Below are 18,137 nucleotides of genomic sequence, written 5' to 3'. Positions count from 1 at the left end.
TAAGTTTAAGGACGAGGCGGTGCAACCGAATCTCTTTTCAAGACAACCGCCATCTTTTCGTTCATTCATCATTGCGGTGATTACATGTGTGGTTGTGCTGTTTTTTAATTGGCGTATGCCCCATGTGATTCAACCTGCAAGAGATGTCTTGTATGCCGCATATAACCCCATTTATGCGCTTGCGAGTTATCCTGTATTATCGAAAGAATGGCTTAACCAGCAAACTAAGTCTGAAGCCCAATTGCGCCGTGAAAATACTGCGATGCAAGCGGAATTGCTTCAGGCACAAGTGCGCCTACAGAAATTGTCCGAGCTTTCTGCGGAAAATACTCGTTTGCGTGGATTACTCGATACGCCTTTGATTATTGATGGACGCATGGAAATTGCAGAAGTGATTGGTACAGATGCAGATCCACTACGTCACATCATTATTATTAATCGCGGTTCGTCTAGCCAATTACGTGTTGGGCAGACGGTATTGGATGATAAAGGCATTATGGGACAGATTATTAATGTCTATCCACATAGTAGCCGTATCATGCTGTTATCTGACAAAGAGCATTCGCTTTCTGTGCGTTTAGAACGTTCAGGTATGCGTGCAATTGTGACGGGTACAGGTGATTTGGGGCGCTTGAAAATGGAATATGTTCCAACCAGTGCCAATATTAAAGTTGGGGATAAAGTCTATAGTTCAGGTTTAGGACAACATTTTCCAGCAGGTTATTTAGTGGGAATAGTGTCGAAAGTAATGCGTCATAACTCAGGTGAGTTTGCGAGTATTGATGTTGCGCCTGCAGCACAATTAGCAGGGGGGCATCATGTGGTGGTATTATTTTCTGACTCATTAGCGATGGAGCAGCCGCATGTTGATCGCTAAAAAATTGTCTTCGCAACGTCAGCGTAAAGATCCATTTATTATCATTATCTTGTCGGTGGTGATTGCCTCGATTTTAGTGGTCTATCCTTTGTCTTATGGCATTGCAGGCTGGCGACCTTTGTTTATGCTGTTAATCACCTTATTTTGGGTGTTGTGTCAGCCGACATGGTGTGGTGTTTGGTTCGCATTTTCGATGGGTTTGTTTACAGACTTGTTGCTTGATGCACCACTGGGAATGAATGCACTGAGTTACGTGGTGTTGGCATTTTTGACACGCTATTTCATTCGAGAAAGACGTGTACTGACGTTTAGTAATTTATGGGTCATTATTAGTTTAGCTGTGATTGCGCATCTCGTCTTTACCTTGTTGGCACAAACCATGTTTGGGATCAACTTTTCTTTAACACGACATTGGCAACCTTTAGTTGCAAGTATTTTAAGTTGGCCAATCTTATATTATCTTTTGAAAAAATGGCGAATTTAATATTAGCCTCTAGTTCACCTAGACGTAGAGAACTGTTGCAACAATTGGGTTTAAGCTTTGAAGTTTTAAGCCCAGATATTGATGAATCTGTTTTAGAAAATGAACATATAGAACAGTATGTACGCCGTTTGGCAGAAACGAAGGCGAAAACTGTACTGGCAAGTCAACCGCATGCTGTAGTGCTTGCAGCAGATACAAGTTTAGTATTCAATGATCAGATCATTGGTAAACCTGAATCTAAACAGCATGCTTTTGAAATTTGGTCATTATTATCTAATAATGAACATGAAGTTTTGACTGGAATTTCTGTCGCGACAGCTGAAAAATCAGTAACACAAGTGGTTAGCACACGTGTTCAATTACAAAAATTAAGCCTAGAAGATATGGAATATTATTGGGCAACTAGAGAACCTTTAGGTAAAGCAGGTGCTTACGCCATTCAGGGGATTGCTGCACAATATGTCACTCGTATAGAGGGGAGTTATACGAATGTGGTGGGGCTTCCTTTACACGAGACTGTACAGTTATTAAAAGCGGTTAAGGCATTAAATTAACCACTTCAAAAGAATTTTTATAATGTTTTGAGTTTTATTATGTCTGACGAGTTATTGATTAACGTCACCCCTATGGAATGTCGGGTAGCGCTAATCCAAAATGGCACGGTCAATGAATTATTTGTTGAACGTACAGTAAAGCGTGGTCTTGTAGGCAATATTTACAAAGGAAAAGTTGTGCGTGTGCTGCCCGGAATGCAGGCTGCTTTTGTGGATATCGGACTTTCTCGTACAGCATTTTTACATATTAATGATATGGTTTGGCAAAAAAATCAGCCTACACCCAATGTCTTTGAGTTATTACAACCCGGACAAATCCTGACCGTTCAAGTCATGAAAGACATGTTAGGAACCAAAGGTGCTCGGCTCAGTACAGACCTTTCTATCCCTTCACGTTATTTAGTATTAATGCCATATGGAAGTCATATTGGTGTATCGCAACGAATTGAATCAGAAGAAGAACGAGACCGTTTGCGCTCGATTATTGAACGTATTCAGGGTGAACATAAATTACCGGGCTCAGTGATTGTACGAACTGCGGCGGACGGTATAGATGAAGCATCCATTATGCAAGATATGTGCTATTTGGTTAAGCTTTGGGAATATATTCAACGTAAACAAAAAGCCATTGCTGTACCGTCGTTAATTTTTGAAGAATTACCTTTGCCGCAACGTGTGATCCGAGATTTGGCAAATGAAAATACGGCTAAAATTTATGTAGATTCACGTGAAATTCACAGTAAATTACAAGAGTTTGTCAAAGAGTTTGTACCGAATATGGAGCAACACTTGCTGCATTATCCGGGTGAGCGTCCATTATTCGATTTATATAATGTTGAAGAAGACATTCAAAAAGCATTGCAAACACGGGTTGCCTTGAAGTCTGGTGGTTATCTGATGATTGATCAGACGGAAGCCATGACGACCATTGATGTGAATACCGGCTCTTATGTGGGTGGCCGTACACTTGAAGACACCGTATTTAAAACAAATATGGAAGCAACGCAAGTGATTGCACGGCAATTACGTTTACGTAACTTGGGCGGCATTATCATTATAGATTTTATTGATATGCAAGAGGCAGAACACCGCGAAGCGGTGATGCAGCATTTCGATAAAATGTTGGAACGAGATCATGCTAAAACCAAGATTACCCAAGTGTCGGAACTTGGCTTGGTGGAGATGACGCGTAAGCGTACCCGCGAGTCTTTAGAGCATCTGCTGTGTGAGTCTTGCCCAACCTGTCAAGGGCGTGGTTATGTTAAAACTGCCGAGACAGTATGTTACGAAATTTTTCGAGAAATTTTGAGATATGCGCGGGCTTTTGAGTCACAAAGTGGTTTTACTGTCGTTGCACATCCATCTGTGATTGACCGTTTATTAACAGCAGAAGCGCCTGCTGTGGCGGATTTGGAGCATTTCATCCATCGTGTGATCAAGTTCCAAGTCGAAAATTTATATACGCAAGAGCAATACGATATCATTTTAAGTTAAAATTGTAACAGGATATCGTTAAACACTTGTTACAACTGACATTTTACTTTCTAGCAGATTAATTTCACAATACTAAGCATAACAAGTAGCCATAGATTCGGATTTGAATCTTAGCAAGTGAGGTAAATATGACAGTAAGTGAAAAAATTATCACACGTAATCTACAACATGTGTTGGACAACCAACCGAAGAATACCTGTGTAATGTTAGATGAAAATGGCAAAGAAGTGAGCATTACTAAAGATATGGTCGTGACCATGTGTCATCAATTGCTCAAACAATGTCGTAATATTAAAAACTAAGGGGCAATTTAATCGCCCCTTAATTTATTTGTATCGTTTCAACATCATTTTTCAAAAATAGCAATCAGAAAAATAATTTTAAAATTGCACATTTTAAGCCGATACTGTCTTGGCAATATCTTCCACTTGATCATGTTCTGCAATAAGCTTTTCAAAGCGTTGAATCTCATCTTCTAAATGAGTCAACAGATTTTGCATTTTAGGCAAAGTACGGCGGCAACCTGTTAAACCCACTTCAAGTTTATCTAAATAACTGGTCATTGTGATATTGAGGGCTTGTCCATCAAGTACGATTGATGCTGGGTAGAGGGCATCGAGTTTGGCACCATTCCAATAGAGAGGTTCGCGAGGGCCGGGAACATTAGAAATAATCACGTTAAATGCTTGGCGTTTAGGCAATATGCCTGAAGCAATATTTAAACCTGCAGGCCCATATACAAAGGCACTATAATTTAAAATTTGATTGGCATTCATGCGTTTAAAACGATTTTTTGCATTTTGTACACTGCGTTTAATAATGTCTAAACGCTCTAAAGGCTCATCTTTATGCGTCCCTAAATTTGCCAAAATCATCGTGATCCGGTTACTTACGTCTGAATCATCATCACGTAATGAAGCAGGCACCATTGCAATCAAAGGCTTTTTAGGTAAAGCGTTTTGACTGGTCAAATATTCACGTAAAGCACCTGAACAAACAGCTAAAACCACATCATTAATGGTGACATTTAGGGCTTTGGAAATGGTGCGAAAACGATCTAACTCAAAAGACTGAGCTGCAAAACGACGAGACGAACTTACCCGTTGGTTAAAAATACTACTTGGTGCTTGAAAACTTGATACATAGTCAGGATTTTTGCCCATTTCTTTAAAAATAGTTTGGCAAAGTTCTTGGGTAACTTTTGGTGTAACCTCAATTTGCCCTTTAATGGTGGATAAAATATTTTTAATTTTACTGACTTTAGGTGCTTTTAAGCGTTTGGCACGTTTGCCTTCCACACACCAAGGAGGAATGATTGATTTTGAATTGGGATCTTTGGAAAATGATTTTTCCAATAAACGCATACCTGCAACACCATCGATCATGGCATGATGGATTTTAAAATACATGGCAAAACGATTACCTTCAATGCCTTCAATGATATGGCATGTCCATAATGGTTTAGCACGGTCAATTAAAGCACTATGTTCTTGTGAAATATAAACCAATAATTCGCGTATTCTTCCGGGATGTGGCAGTGCGATATGGCGAAAATGGTGGTCAATATCAAATTCTTCATCTTCATCCCAAAATAGACCATTTAAACGATTATTAAAGGGTGGAACAGGAATAGATTTCGAGTTTCGTATGTCTGCAACGAGGTCTTGAATAAACGTAGAGGGCGCATCATCGGGGATTTGAAATAAAAACAATCCTCCAACATGCATGGGTTGTTGGCGCTTTTCTAGATTTAGAAAAATAAAATCAAGAGGATGTAATGGTCGCATAGTAATGATTTGCCTCACTGCAAAAACAACAACGACTCAGATAATTTGAGCGCTGATTTTTTAGAATTATCCATCTGATTTTAGTATAAAGTGAAACAAAAAAGAATAGTGAATAAAGTGTGAATACTAGGGCTATAAAAAAAGCCACTGAATATCAGTGGCTTTTTTTGAACTACTTTTTAAGGTTGCCTGCGTGTAAACCACACTCTTTATGGGTTGCTTCTTCCCACCACCAGCGACCCTCACGTTCATGTTGATTTGGCAGTACAGCTCGAGTACAAGGTTCACAGCCAATGGAAATAAAGCCTTTTTCATGCAGTGGATTAAATGGTACTTCCATCATACGGATATAACTCCATACGTCAGCACTTGACCAATTGGCTAAGGGATTATATTTAATCAATTGTTTGCCTTCGCCTGAAAATCCTACATCTGCTTGAATCACAGGAATTTCTGTACGTGTTCCTGGACTTTGATCTTTACGTTGACCTGTAATCCAACCATCTAGCGTTGCAAGTTTTTTGCGTAAAGGCTGAACTTTACGAATACCACAGCATTCTTTATGTTCATCTTGATAAAAGCTAAATAGCCCTTTTTCAGTAACAAGTTTTTGAACGGCTTCTGCTTCAGGAAAGCAGATTTCGATTTGAATATTGTAATGCTTACGAACGGTTTCAATGAACTGATAGGTTTCAGCGTGTAGACGTCCAGTGTCTAAACTAAACACGCGAAAGGGCTTGCCTAAATTTGCAGCCATATCAATCAGTACGACATCTTCAGCACCTGAAAAAGAAATGGCAATTTCACCGTGTTGTGAAAGGGCTAAGGCAAGAATGTCTGATGGAGATTTATCAGCATATTCTGCTGCAAGCGCATCTACATGATCAATTGTAGGAATAACAGTCATTTGTTGCCTCTGGCTTTAGCTTGAAGCTATGTTGTACTTTGAAATTGATCATATTTTAAAGTAAATGAAATAAACTGCTTAGCAGATTAAATACAATGCTTATGAATAAAATAGATTTATAAAGTTTCGTTAAATTGCGCAATCTTTAATGCTATGATAGCGCCAAAATTTACAATTGGCATTTGGGAGAACCCATGGAAATCGTATGTCTTGATCTTGAGGGTGTATTGGTACCAGAAATCTGGATCAATTTTGCTAAGAAAACAGGAATCAAAGAACTAGAAGCAACAACTCGTGATATTCCTGACTATGATGTGTTGATGACACAGCGTTTGAATATTTTAAAACAGCATGGTTTAGGCTTAAATGATATTCAAGCTGTCATCGCAGATATGGGACCTTTCGAAGGTGCAAAAGAATTTGTGGAATGGGTGCGTACTCATTTTCAACTGATTATTCTTTCTGATACATTCTATGAGTTTGCACATCCTTTGATGCAACAATTAGGTTGGCCAACCATTTTCTGCCATAAATTAGAAACGGATGAAAATGGCATGATCACTGCGTATAAATTGCGTCAGCCAGACCAAAAGCGTCAAGCTGTAAAAGCGTTGCATGGTTTAAATTATCGTGTGATTGCAGCAGGTGATTCTTATAATGATACAACCATGCTAGGTGAAGCAGACCAAGGTTTCTTGTTTGATGCACCTGAAAATGTAATTCGTGAATTCCCTCAATTTCCACCGATTCATGGTTATGCGGCATTAAAAGAAGCGATCCGTAACGCTTCTGTACGTGATATTCCTGCTTAATCAATTTTTTAGAATTGTTAAAGATTGAATATGTAAGAAAAGGTGCTTCAGCGTCTTTGTCACACGACACATAAGTCGTCATTGATAAAAATAGAGTCATCGGACTCTATTTTTTCTTACTCATCGTTGAGCATACCACTGAGTGTCAGAATCGAACCAAATAGAAATATTACCTCGGTTGACGAAAGCTCGATTAAAGCAAGAACAATTGGTTGTACAATAGATTTTAGGTATAAGCTTATTCATATTGAAATTATAATGCTGAATATGCCTTGAGATAGATTTGTGCAACAAAGCCGTACGCCTCTTATTGATTCCCTTATTATTTTTGAAATTTAAAACAGAGACACATGTAAGAGCTTTCGACTTTGTATAACGACCATTATGTTAAATAAAAATAAATGAATTAAAGACTATTCTTCTAGTATAACTATCATGAAAAAACTGAAAAATTGATATATAATTGATATATATGATTTTTAATTTACTGTTGAATATTACTGATAATATAATTATTGTAATCATCTTTATATTTAAGAGAATAATAATAACAAACTCTACTACCGACTTTTAAATTTATAGCCATACTTTTATGAATTTTAGGAATGTATCTAAATTTATCAACCTCTCCATCCTTCAACTCAAAAAGCCAATAATCTACATCATTAATATTTTTAGAAATATAAAGTGGGCTTACAGTTTGAATTCCTAAGAAATAACCACATTTTTTAACCTGATCACTAGCAGTTAAAGATTGATAAAGCTTATCATTAAGATGAAAAAATAAATAAATTAGATAAAAAATTAAAAAAAATAAAACTAAAAAAGCAACCTTATGCATATATGCTCCCCATAAAAACACAAGAATTTCTAAAATTAACATAATACACCTTATGTGAAATGTAGCATGTTTAACTTATATATTTCAGTATCTTAATCAATTTCTAAAAGCCCATTCATCACTGGGTGGGCTGTTTTGATGAATCTTACCGTTCCGCATCTAATATTTAATCAATTCTCCATGGTTTTATGAAGTCTATCTTCATTTTATAACGGTTAAACATCATCTTTGATCTCATTGATTTTGTAGTCTACTTAAGATGTTTTACTTGACCTTACTTTACTAAGTATATCAAGCATCTAATCTGCAATATTTTTTAGAAAGATAATAATAACCCATTATAACGCACCTTTAATCAGTGGATATGCATTATCCAACAAAATCTTTTGCGCTGTTGCATTTGGATGAATCAAATCTTTTTGCATTAAATTTTGATGACCTGCAACCCCTTGCATAAAGAATGGATGCATTTTCACTTTATATTGTTGGCTAAGGACTTTGTAATTATTTTCAAAGGCTTTGCTATAGGCCGTGCCATAATTGGGTGGAATTTTCATTCCCAATAGCACGACAGTGGCTTTACTTTGTTGACTTTTTTGAATCAGTTGCGCCAAATTTTTTTGAATCATTTGTGGTGGCTGACCGCGTAAACCATCATTTCCACCGAGTTCAATGACCACAACTTGTGGTTTATGCGTTTGTAAGAGTTTTGGCAAACGTGCCAAAGCACCGCTGGTGGTTTCTCCGGTCACGCTGGCATTTACGACTTTATGCTGCTTTGGAAATTCTTGATTTAGGCGTAACTGTAATAAATTGACCCAACCTTGTTGCGGATTTATTCCATAACCTGCACTTAAACTGTCTCCCAAAATCATCACAGTTTTTGCAAAACTACTAACAGGTAGTAGCCAGATCGTGCTAAAAAATAAGCAAGCACTTATTTTTTGAACTTTTTTAAACTGAATTAAATTTTTAGTTTGCATATAGGGTTTCTTTGCCATGTCTTCGGTTTTGCCAAATTCGACTTTTATCATGCCACAAGCAATTATTTCTGCACAGCAACTTACACAAAGCATTCAATTACCACATCAAACTTTAACGATTTTTGAAAATTTAAATTTAGAGATTTTAGCAGGGCAGCAAGTGGCGATTACTGGACGTTCAGGTTCAGGGAAGTCCACCCTATTGGGGATATTGGCAACTTTAGACCAAGCCAGTTCTGGGCAATTGTCGATCTGTGGTGAAACTGTCCACAATTTAGATGAAGAACAACGGGCTTTGCTACGTTTGAAATATATTGGTTTTGTATTTCAGTCTTTTCAATTATTACCGCATTTATCGGCACTTGAAAATGTGATGTTGCCTTTGCGTTTACATGCCAATTTTAACTATGCTGATGCCGAAAAAAAAGCGCTAAAATTATTACAACGCGTTGGTTTAGAGCGACAAAGTACACAAGCACCTAAAGTTTTATCAGGTGGTGAACAACAGCGGGTTGCAATTGCACGGGCACTCATTTCTGAACCTAAAATCATTTTTGCAGATGAACCTACAGGGAATCTAGATGGACATACAGCACAAGAGATTGAGCAATTATTATTTGAACTGAATCGTGAATTAGGCACAACTTTGGTGTTGGTTACGCATGATCCCAAGCTTGCTGCACAATGCCAAAGGCATTTTGAACTTAAAGAGGGTCAACTGATTGAGCAGACAGAGGTGTCGCGATGATGGCATTATTTAAGCCGTTGTTTCGACAGAGTTTCGGCACAACAGGTATTTATTTGTTGATCATTGCATTAAGTATTGCCATTAGTGCCACAACCGCCTTGAAATTTAGCAATGAACAAGTACAAGATGCGGTGTCCTTGCAAGCAGCAAAAATGCAAGCTGCGGATTTGGTACTCAGTGATAATGCACCTATTGCAGCGCCATGGATCAAGCAAGCAGAACAACTTGGGTTGAAACAGTCGCATGTCACGATGTTTGGTACGATGGCATCTACCGATGATCAATTTGTTATGGTGAATGTCAAAGCCATTGATCAAGCTTTTCCTTTACGTGGTGAGTTACGCATTCAACCACAAGCGCAATATTTACAATCTGGACAAGTGTGGTTGAGCCCACGTGCGATGGATTTGTTAAAAACGAATATTGGTGACGATATTCAAATTGCGGATGGAAAGTTTAAAGTTTCGGGGAAGATTGAACGTGATTCGAATCAAGAGCTTGGCTTTTCAGCATTTTCTCCTACCGTGATTATCTCCCAAGCGGATATTGCTAAAACCAATGCGATACAAGTCGGGAGTCGTATTGACTATCGTTTATTGCTTGCAGGTGATAAACCCCAAACACAGCGCTATGAGCAAATTTTTCAGGCTTTTCAAGATAAACAAAAACAACGTTTAGCAGCCTTACAACACAGTTCGACAGCCCAAGAAAATTTGGCGCAACAAGACATTGCAGCCGCATCAGACTTAAAACTACGTAATGCGAATGAAGGTAATACACGTCTTATTAAACCGATTGAAAATTTGGATACTTTTCTACAATTGGCAAATATCATGACGATTTTGCTTTGCGGTTTAGCGATTGCTTTAACCAGCCAACGTTATGTGCAACAAAATCAAGATTATATTGCTTTGATGCGGTGTATGGGGGCAAGTAAAAAGCAGATTTTTCAAACTTTTATGGCATTGCTTGCGGTGGTGATCGTTATTTCAATGGTGCTTGGCAGTGTTTTAGGGATGCTGTTGGGTTATGGGTTGTTACAACTGATGTTGCAATTGATCCCATCGCTTGAGTTGCAGTTTTCAGTACTTGGCATGTTGTTTGGACCTTTACCTATTGCGATTTTTACCAGTGCAATTGTATTGTGCGGTTTTATTTTGCCAAGTTTATGGCAACTGTTGCGTACCCCCCCGATTCGGGTAATTCGTCAGCAAGAACAGTCGAAAAGTTCTTTATTATGGATGTTTGTAACGGGCTTATGCAGCCTAGTGATTTTTAGTTTGGTGTTGACTGAAAATCTAGTCTTGACCAGTGTGGTGATCGGCGCAATCATCGTGCTGAGTATAGTGTTATTTGTTGTGGTTTATGCGATTTTAAAACTGATTAAATCTTTGAAAAATCGTTGGTCAAGTTATGTACGTATCCCTACGCAAACGGCGATTCAGATCACGGCTTTGGCTTTAGGGCTGAGTTTAATTACCGTGTTGAGTGTGTTAAGAACGGATATTTTAGAGCGGTGGCAACAGCAATTGCCTATGGGTACACCGAATCAATTTATTTATGGTTTACCGCCTCAAGATGTTGCAGATTTTAAGCAACAGATTGCAGCACACAACTGGACAGCGACACCGTTATATCCCAATGTGCGCGGACGTTTGATTGCGAAAAATGGACAAGCATTTCCCAATGCTTTGGTAGAGAAGAATAATGCTTTAAGAAGAGAATTAAATCTCACCCAAGCGGATCATTATCCTAAAGACAATGTGATTGTAGAAGGACAAAGCCAATTAGCGGCAGGTGAAGTCTCAATTGAAGCCAAGCTTGCACAAGATTTGGCGATCAAAATTGGTGATCGTTTAACGTTTAGTTTGCCTGAAGGACAGTTTGAGGCTCAGGTGACCAATTTACGCAGTGTGGAATGGCAAAGTTTTAGCCCAAATTTCTTCTTTATTTTTGCACCCAATACTTTGGATGAAAATGCAGGAAGTTTCCTCGGCAGTTTTTATGTACCACCTGAGCAAAAGGGTCAATTGGTAAAGGTTATTCAACAGTTTAGCAATACTGTTTTTATTGATGTCTCAGTGATTTTGGATGAGATCAAGCGTTTGGTGAATGTCTTGGTGCAAATCATTACTGTATTGGCTGTGTTGGTGACGATTTCAGGTATTTTGGTTTTGGTCGCATGCATTAATTTACTTTTAGATGAACGTAAACGAGAAGTCGCATTGTTGCGTTCCTTTGGGAGCACCAAGGCACAATTAAAAAATAGACTCACGATGGAAATAGGTTTTATTGGTTTCATTGCAGGCATTGTTTCGTGTTTCTTTGCTGAAATTATCAGTGCAATTGCCAGTCATCGTATGGATCTGCAGATACAAATGCATTGGCAAATTTGGATGATTCTGCCGATTTTAATGACGGTGATCTGTGCTTTGATTGGGCGTTATCGTTTGAGCTACTTAAGTGATATTCCGCCCTTACAAAGTCTAAGAGAAATGAATTAATCTGTGTAAATGTAGAAAAAGCCAATGGCCCAACCATTGGCTTTTTTATGCATCCATTTTAATTATATTTTGCTGAGTTTAATTGATCTATATGTTTAATACCATTCGATTAAAGTTAGATAATATAATTAAAAGTTTGCACAGACTCGAAATACATCGAGAGGTTTAAATTACTTTGCGTAGTCGATGCCTCACTTTTGAAGGATCAAAAGTGACAAAAATCCTTTATTGGACAAAGGGGATATCCATATCACCCTTGTCCAACGGCGACATCCTTGTCGCCTCACGATAGCATCACCCTGTTTAAATCAATTGATGCTGAAAAGCAAAAGCAACTAAGCTATATAAAGTTAATTTAACAGATTGGCATAAGCTTGCTTCTAAACGTGTTCTAGACTCAAAACAGAAGTGCAAGACATGGTCTGTGTTAAAGATTTAATTGGCTTTTCATTTGGATGACTGCATCTTTCCATAAAGGTGTAAGTGGTTGAATTAAGTGTTGTAAATACAGGTAAATAACATAAGTTGTGGCCGCCGCAATGATGAGAATGAGCATCTTTAGTAGAGTGTTGTTTTGATGACGCTGTGTTAAATACCACAATAATGCCAAGATCGCGCCCATGATCATGCCGCCAATATGTGCCGCATTGTTGATGCCTGAGGTGAAAAAACCAAATGCAAGGTTAATTGCTAAAATCGTGAGTAAAGACTTTTTATCTAAAATATAGCGTTGTTGTGGTGTGGGTGGAAAGAGGGACAATAACGTCAGTGCGCCACCGAGTCCCATAACGGCACCTGATGCACCTGCAGATACACGGGGAATTAAGCTTTGATCGAAACTTTGTAACAGTTCATAGCTGTTATGAATATCAATATAACCACTGAGCAAGCTGCCCATTAAACCTGCCAATAGGTACAAGCCGAGATAATAAAATTTGCCAAAGCTTTCTTCTGCAACATTGCCAAATACATAGAGCGCCCACATATTAAAGCCCAAATGCATTAAGCCGAAGTGAAAAAACATACTGCTAAATAAACGAAAAGGTTCTTCTAAAAAGGTTAAAGGTGCATAATCTGCACCCCAAAGTAATGCATCTCGGATACTTGGGTCACTAATGTTGACACCTGAAACAATTTGCCAAGCAAATAAGCCCACATTGAGTACGATTAACATCAAGGTGATTTTACCAATGGCTTGTCGTGGTTGGACTTGGAAGGGTTGTTGCATTTCTGACATAACATTATATTCTGTGCTTTGTTATACACTTAAGCTTAGCATGGATTTTTGATCATTCAGGAGTAACAGACTGACGTGAAAGCCTTTATTGTTCGTACTTTGTTAATCATTGTCAGTATTCTTATTCTGATTCAATTGTGGATTTTTTCAAGTTTGGTGTACTGGCGTAGCCATCCTGTCGAAACCACAATGTTTATGCGTTGGACATACTTATCGGATTTTGAACCGATCAAGCACCAATGGCGTGATTATGATGACATTAGTGATAATTTCAAACATGCTATTGTGGCTGCAGAAGATGCGAAATTTGTTGATCATCATGGTTTTGACTGGGATGGCATTGAAAATGCGCTTGAACGCAATATGAAAAAAGAAAAAGTGGTGGCGGGTGGTTCAACCATTTCTCAGCAATTGGCAAAAAATTTATTTTTTTATAATCGTCGTTCTTATATTCGTAAGGGGCAAGAAACCATTGCGACCATTATGATGGAGCGTATGTGGTCGAAACAACGTATTTTAGAAGTCTATATGAACTCAGTTGAGTTTGGAGATCACATTTACGGTGTAGAAGCTGCAACACGACATTATTATGGTAAAAGTGCGCAAAGTTTAACCCGTGAACAAGCTGCATTTTTGGCTGCGATTTTGACCAATCCTAAGTATTATCAAGAACATCCTGATGATCGTAAAGTGCAGTACCGTAAAGGCTTAATTTTAAAATATATGCGTTCTACACGGATTCCAGCGGCTTGATAAAGTCTTGCAATTTAAATAAATTGCTCAAGAAAAAGTGCAGTCGATGCACTTTTTTTATGAAATTGTCACAAAATTGAAGCATACTAAGAGAAAGATTTTTAAATGCAGGCAATTTGCATGACTACCGCAGTAAATCATACAGCAACTGAATATACCTATAATGAACGCTATATTAATCGTGAATTGTCAATTTTAGACTTCCATCTACGTGTGTTAGAACAGGCGGTTGACCCTTTACATCCTATTTTAGATCGGATGAATTTCTTATTGATCTTTTCACGTAACATGGATGAGTTTTTTGAAATTCGTGTTGCTGGGGTGATGGAACAATTGGCTTTAGGTAATGAAAGTCGTAGTCCAGATGGTTTAACGCCAAAACAAGTTTTAGAATCGATTTCAAAAACTGCACATGCTGCAATTGAACGTCAATATCGTATTTTAAATGATGAAATTTTTCCAAAATTACGTGAAGAAGACATTTGTTTCCTACGTCGTGGTGAGTTAACACCTGCACAGTCTGCGTGGATTAAAAAATATTTCCAAGAACAAGTTGCTCCTGTTTTAACTCCAATTAGCCTTGATCCTGCACACCCATTTCCACGTTTAGTGAATAAAAGTTTAAACTTTATTGTGACTTTAGAAGGAAAAGACGCTTTTGGGCGTCAAATTGATCTTGCTGTTGTACCTGCGCCGCGCTCATTGCCACGTGTTGTACGCTTGCCTGATGAACTCACAGGGGGGAAAGAGCACTTTGTTATGCTGTCTGCGATTATTCATGAACATGTGTCTGATCTTTTCCCAGGTATGACAGCAACGGGATGTTATCAATTCCGTGTTACACGAAATGCTGACTTGGCATTGAACGAAGATGTTGAAGACCTCGCGAAAGCCTTAAAAGGTGAATTAAGTTCGCGCCGATTTGGTCGTGCTGTGCGCTTGGAAGTGACTGAAAATTGTCCACAGCATATTTATGAGTATTTACTCGATGAGTTCGATTTAGAAGAAGAGCAATTATATAAAGTAGATGGACCTGTGAATTTGGCACGTTTGGTGTCGAACTTTAAACGTCCGCACATGCGTTATGATGCACATATTCCTGCTATTCCGAAAGTGCTAAAAAAGACTGAAAATATTTTTGCAGCAATGCAAAAGCAAGATATTTTACTACATCATCCGTTTGAATCTTTTGCCCCGGTCATCAACCTATTGCGTGAAGCTGCACGTGATCCACAAGTCTTAGCGATCAAACAAACGTTATACCGTAGTGGTGCGGATTCTGAAATTGTGCAAGTACTTGCTGAAGCAGCACGTAATGGTAAGGAAGTCACTGCGGTGATTGAGTTACGTGCACGCTTTGATGAAGAATCAAATATTGCAGTCGCCAATGTTTTACAAGAAGCAGGCGCAGTGGTCGTATATGGGATTGTGGGCTATAAAACCCATGCCAAAATGATTTTGGTGGTACGCCGTGAAAACAATAAATTGGTGCGTTATGTGCATTTAGGAACGGGAAATTACCATGCGACTAATGCGCGTATTTATACAGACTATGGTTTAATGACCACAGACAAAGAGCTGTGTGAAGATGTGCATCGCATTTTTCAAGAACTGACAGGTATGGGGAAAATGGCGAAGTTGAAGAAGCTTCTTCATGCACCATTTACTTTGCATGCACAGTTGATCGCATTTATTGATGAAGAAATTGCCAATGCTAAAGCGGGTAAGCCTGCGCAGATTATTGTGAAAGTCAATGCACTCACTGAAGTACAATTGATTAATAAACTTTATGAAGCATCTCAAGCAGGTGTGCAAATTGATTTGATTATTCGTTCAATTTGCTGTTTGCGTCCGGGTTTACCAAATCTGTCGGAAAATATTCGTGTACGTTCAATTGTGGGACGTTTCTTAGAACATACGCGTGTTTATTATTTTAGCAACAATGGTGATGCGCGTATTTATTGTTCAAGTGCGGACTGGATGGATCGTAACTTATTTAATCGCGTTGAAGTTTGTTTTCCAATTGAAGATCCAGCATTGAAAAAACGTATTTATCAACAAGGTTTATTGAATTATTTACAGGATAATCAACAGGCTTGGTTGTTGCAAGGAAATGGTACTTGGGTGCGTGCAGAGCCTAAAGAAGGTGAAAAACTACATAATGCACAACGTGTTTTACTTGAAGCATTTAAATAGATAAAAAGTACGCAAAAAAAAATGGAGTCATTAGACTCCATTTTTTTAATCATATTTTCAAAATTGAAAACTTAAGCTTAGTGCAATTCTACAGCAATAATTTTTTGTAAAATTTGGATTAAGACATCAAACTCACTTTGTAGAGGGGTACTTTTACGTGTGACTAAAGCCAACGTGCGTGAGGGTGCATTTTCAATAGGTTTAACGACCAATTGCTCATTACTTTTCAGCATGTTTGTATGCACAGCAATTTCCGGCAGTAAGGTAAAACCTAAGTTAGAGTTAACCATTTCCACCAAAGTTGGCAAAGAGCTTGCTTTTAAACGATGATCATTTTTACGCTCACCGATTGGGCAGGCACTTAAAGTATGATCACGTAAGCAATGACCTTCTTCTAACAACATAAGATGTGATAAATCTAAGTCATCTAAAGAGCGTGCATTGACTGCATTTTGGTCGGCTTTATTACACACTAAAAATAAATTTTCTTTCGAAATTTCAGCAACTTTTAAACCACGTGTGTCAAAAGGTAGTGCTAACATGATCATGTCTAAATTGCCATGCTCAAGTTTTTCTACGATTTTTTCACTTTGTGCTTCATGCAAATGTAACTGAATTTTTGGAAGTTGTTTATGAACTTCACTCAACAGTTGCGACAAAATAAACGGAGCAATCGTTGGAATAATCCCAAGATGTAAATCGCCAGTCAAAGGCTCACTCATCTCACGACTCAAACGCATTAAGTCTTGAGCATCAGCGAGTAGAACACGGGCTCGGGCAACGACTTGCTCGCCAAGTGGGGTTAAACGTACATTTTGGCGGTCACGTTCAACGAGTACGCCACCCAATAAACGTTCTAACTCCATAATCCCGCCTGAAAGGGTGGACTGAGTGACAAACGAACGGCGCGCTGCTTCAGTAAAGTGCAACGTCTCGGACAGCGTTACGAGATATGACAGCTGTCTTAGGGATGGTAATGCAGCCATAGTGTCCTAATGTTTATAATTTAAAATGATGCGCAAATAAACCGCTCAGTTGGGGAATGAAGTGCGGTGGTATATCATGCCCCATTCCTTGAATTAATTCAAATTTAGCGCCTTGAATTGCTTTTGCTACTGCCTTGCCATGACTTGGCGGAAGTAAACGGTCACGAGAACCATGTACCACGAGCGTCGGCTTTTGGATTTGTTTATCCAGTTTCAATAATGAACCTGTACATAATATTGCTAAAAACTGTTGAAGTACACCCGCAGGATGGTAACTACGTTGATATAATTTACGTGCCATCTGCATGGCTTCGACTTGGTTGAGATAACCCGGTGAGCCAATGGTCTTAAAAACTTTCAAAGAATGGTTAATAATGCCATCTTCATCGTGAGATTCGGGTTTGCCGATAAGACTAAAGAGTTGCTTTGGAAATGGTGGCGGTAACAAGGGTTGATTATTACTGGTAAAGAGTAAACCCACTTTTTCTATTTTTTCAGGATATTTTGCTGCTAAGATTTGGGCAATCATTCCTCCCATCGACGCACCAATAATATTGATTTTGTCGAGACCCAAGCGTTCAATCAAGAGGGCAACATCATTTGCCATGTCAAAGAGATTATACGGAGCACCTTGATTTGGCATACCAAAGGCAAAACGTCCCATCATTTTCATCGTATTGAGGCGTGGTCCTTGATGGCGGACTTTAGAGGATAAGCCAATATCACGGTTATCAAAACGAATCACGTGATAGCCTTGATCAATTAAGGATTTACAAAAAAAATCAGGCCAAAATAACATTTGCGCACCCAAACCCATGACCAAAAGAATAGTGGGATGTTCAGGATTACCTCCAGACTCAACATGCAATTGGATGCCATTGCCTAAATCGACTTTGGTCTCTTGCATAAATGTTGTGTAGGGGGAAGCTTTAAATTGGAGTGCGCTATTCATTTTTATTTTCCTTATAGAATGT

General features: G+C 38.5%; 17 protein-coding genes and 1 pseudogene. 10 read left to right on the top strand and 8 right to left on the bottom strand.

The genetic code is table 11. The features are described from left to right. The first annotated feature begins 19 nt into the window (after nt 1–19). The 5 genes from mreC (at nt 20) to HX129_RS05335 (ending at nt 3,711) form a co-directional block, all read left to right on the top strand. Nucleotides 20–877, top strand: coding sequence for a rod shape-determining protein MreC (gene mreC, locus HX129_RS05355; protein ID WP_286433980.1), 858 nt, complete (start codon nt 20–22; stop codon nt 875–877). Further along, nucleotides 864–1,361 carry a rod shape-determining protein MreD gene (mreD, locus tag HX129_RS05350; RefSeq protein WP_174492258.1) on the top strand — a complete coding sequence of 166 codons (498 nt, stop codon included), beginning with the start codon at nt 864–866 and terminating at the stop codon, nt 1,359–1,361. The genes mreC and mreD overlap by 14 nt, the downstream gene beginning before the upstream one ends. After that, a complete protein-coding gene (locus tag HX129_RS05345) occupies nt 1,349–1,915 on the top strand; it encodes a Maf family nucleotide pyrophosphatase (protein WP_130074704.1) in 567 nt (188 codons plus the stop codon). The genes mreD and HX129_RS05345 overlap by 13 nt, the downstream gene beginning before the upstream one ends. 39 nt (nt 1,916–1,954) lie before the next feature. Further along, nucleotides 1,955–3,409 carry a ribonuclease G gene (rng, locus tag HX129_RS05340; protein ID WP_174492260.1) on the top strand — a complete coding sequence of 485 codons (1,455 nt, stop codon included), beginning with the start codon at nt 1,955–1,957 and terminating at the stop codon, nt 3,407–3,409. Nucleotides 3,410–3,537: 128 nt separating this feature from the next. Further along, nucleotides 3,538–3,711 carry a PA1571 family protein gene (locus HX129_RS05335; RefSeq protein WP_165353094.1) on the top strand — a complete coding sequence of 58 codons (174 nt, stop codon included), beginning with the start codon at nt 3,538–3,540 and terminating at the stop codon, nt 3,709–3,711. A gap of 93 nt (nt 3,712–3,804) precedes the next feature. On the opposite strand, the gene HX129_RS05330 is transcribed toward HX129_RS05335, so the two are convergent. After that, entirely contained in the window at nt 3,805–5,196 is a 1,392-nt protein-coding gene (locus HX129_RS05330) for a WS/DGAT/MGAT family O-acyltransferase (RefSeq protein WP_180045279.1), read from the bottom strand. A gap of 172 nt (nt 5,197–5,368) precedes the next feature. After that, nucleotides 5,369–6,103, bottom strand: coding sequence for a phosphoadenylyl-sulfate reductase (locus HX129_RS05325; RefSeq protein WP_180045278.1), 735 nt, complete (start codon nt 6,101–6,103; stop codon nt 5,369–5,371). A gap of 194 nt (nt 6,104–6,297) precedes the next feature. Here HX129_RS05325 and thrH point away from each other — a divergent pair, with 194 nt between their 5' ends. After that, nucleotides 6,298–6,915 (top strand): bifunctional phosphoserine phosphatase/homoserine phosphotransferase ThrH, encoded by a 618-nt coding sequence (thrH, locus tag HX129_RS05320; protein ID WP_286433978.1) that lies wholly within the window; start codon nt 6,298–6,300, stop codon nt 6,913–6,915. Nucleotides 6,916–7,041: 126 nt separating this feature from the next. Here the strand turns inward: thrH and HX129_RS05315 are convergent. The 3 genes and pseudogenes from HX129_RS05315 to HX129_RS05305 all read right to left on the bottom strand — a co-directional run. After that, nucleotides 7,042–7,161, bottom strand: a pseudogene (locus HX129_RS05315) (IS5/IS1182 family transposase); the annotation flags it as partial. A gap of 238 nt (nt 7,162–7,399) precedes the next feature. After that, a complete protein-coding gene (locus HX129_RS05310; RefSeq protein WP_130074709.1) occupies nt 7,400–7,798 on the bottom strand; it encodes a hypothetical protein in 399 nt (132 codons plus the stop codon). 296 nt (nt 7,799–8,094) lie between these two features. After that, entirely contained in the window at nt 8,095–8,739 is a 645-nt protein-coding gene (locus tag HX129_RS05305) for an arylesterase (protein ID WP_502872630.1), read from the bottom strand. Between the two features lie 16 nt (nt 8,740–8,755). Between HX129_RS05305 and HX129_RS05300 the strand changes: the two genes are divergently transcribed. Both HX129_RS05300 and HX129_RS05295 read left to right on the top strand, forming a co-directional pair. Further along, nucleotides 8,756–9,487: an ABC transporter ATP-binding protein gene (locus HX129_RS05300; protein WP_286433977.1), complete on the top strand. Its 732-nt coding sequence runs from the start codon at nt 8,756–8,758 to the stop codon at nt 9,485–9,487. Further along, nucleotides 9,484–11,991: an ABC transporter permease gene (locus HX129_RS05295; RefSeq protein ID WP_286433976.1), complete on the top strand. Its 2,508-nt coding sequence runs from the start codon at nt 9,484–9,486 to the stop codon at nt 11,989–11,991. Before HX129_RS05300 ends, HX129_RS05295 begins: the two co-directional genes overlap by 4 nt. Before the next feature lie 427 nt (nt 11,992–12,418). Here the strand turns inward: HX129_RS05295 and HX129_RS05290 are convergent, their stop codons facing one another. Next, nucleotides 12,419–13,228, bottom strand: coding sequence for a rhomboid family intramembrane serine protease (locus tag HX129_RS05290; RefSeq protein WP_286433975.1), 810 nt, complete (start codon nt 13,226–13,228; stop codon nt 12,419–12,421). Nucleotides 13,229–13,303: 75 nt separating this feature from the next. On the opposite strand from HX129_RS05290, the gene mtgA reads away from it, so the two are divergent. After that, a complete protein-coding gene (gene mtgA, locus HX129_RS05285) occupies nt 13,304–13,981 on the top strand; it encodes a monofunctional biosynthetic peptidoglycan transglycosylase (RefSeq protein ID WP_130074714.1) in 678 nt (225 codons plus the stop codon). Nucleotides 13,982–14,101: 120 nt separating this feature from the next. Beyond that, the gene (gene ppk1, locus HX129_RS05280; protein ID WP_174492268.1) at nt 14,102–16,177 is read left to right on the top strand and encodes a polyphosphate kinase 1; all 2,076 of its coding nucleotides are present in this window, start codon (nt 14,102–14,104) and stop codon (nt 16,175–16,177) included. A gap of 77 nt (nt 16,178–16,254) precedes the next feature. On the opposite strand, the gene oxyR is transcribed toward ppk1, so the two are convergent. Together oxyR and estB are read right to left on the bottom strand one after the other, a co-directional pair. Further along, on the bottom strand, nt 16,255–17,163 hold the full coding sequence (oxyR, locus tag HX129_RS05275; protein ID WP_130074716.1) for a LysR family transcriptional regulator OxyR: 909 nt from the start codon (nt 17,161–17,163) through the stop codon (nt 16,255–16,257). 13 nt (nt 17,164–17,176) lie between these two features. Then, a complete protein-coding gene (gene estB / locus HX129_RS05270) occupies nt 17,177–18,115 on the bottom strand; it encodes an esterase EstB (RefSeq protein WP_286433974.1) in 939 nt (312 codons plus the stop codon). Nucleotides 18,116–18,137 lie beyond the last annotated feature (22 nt).

The organism is Acinetobacter sp. 251-1 (assembly GCF_030329305.1).
Lineage (GTDB): Bacteria > Pseudomonadota > Gammaproteobacteria > Pseudomonadales > Moraxellaceae > Acinetobacter > Acinetobacter piscicola_A.
The sequence above is the reverse complement of the archived record's forward strand: the minus strand, read 5'-3'. Positions and strand labels throughout refer to the sequence as shown.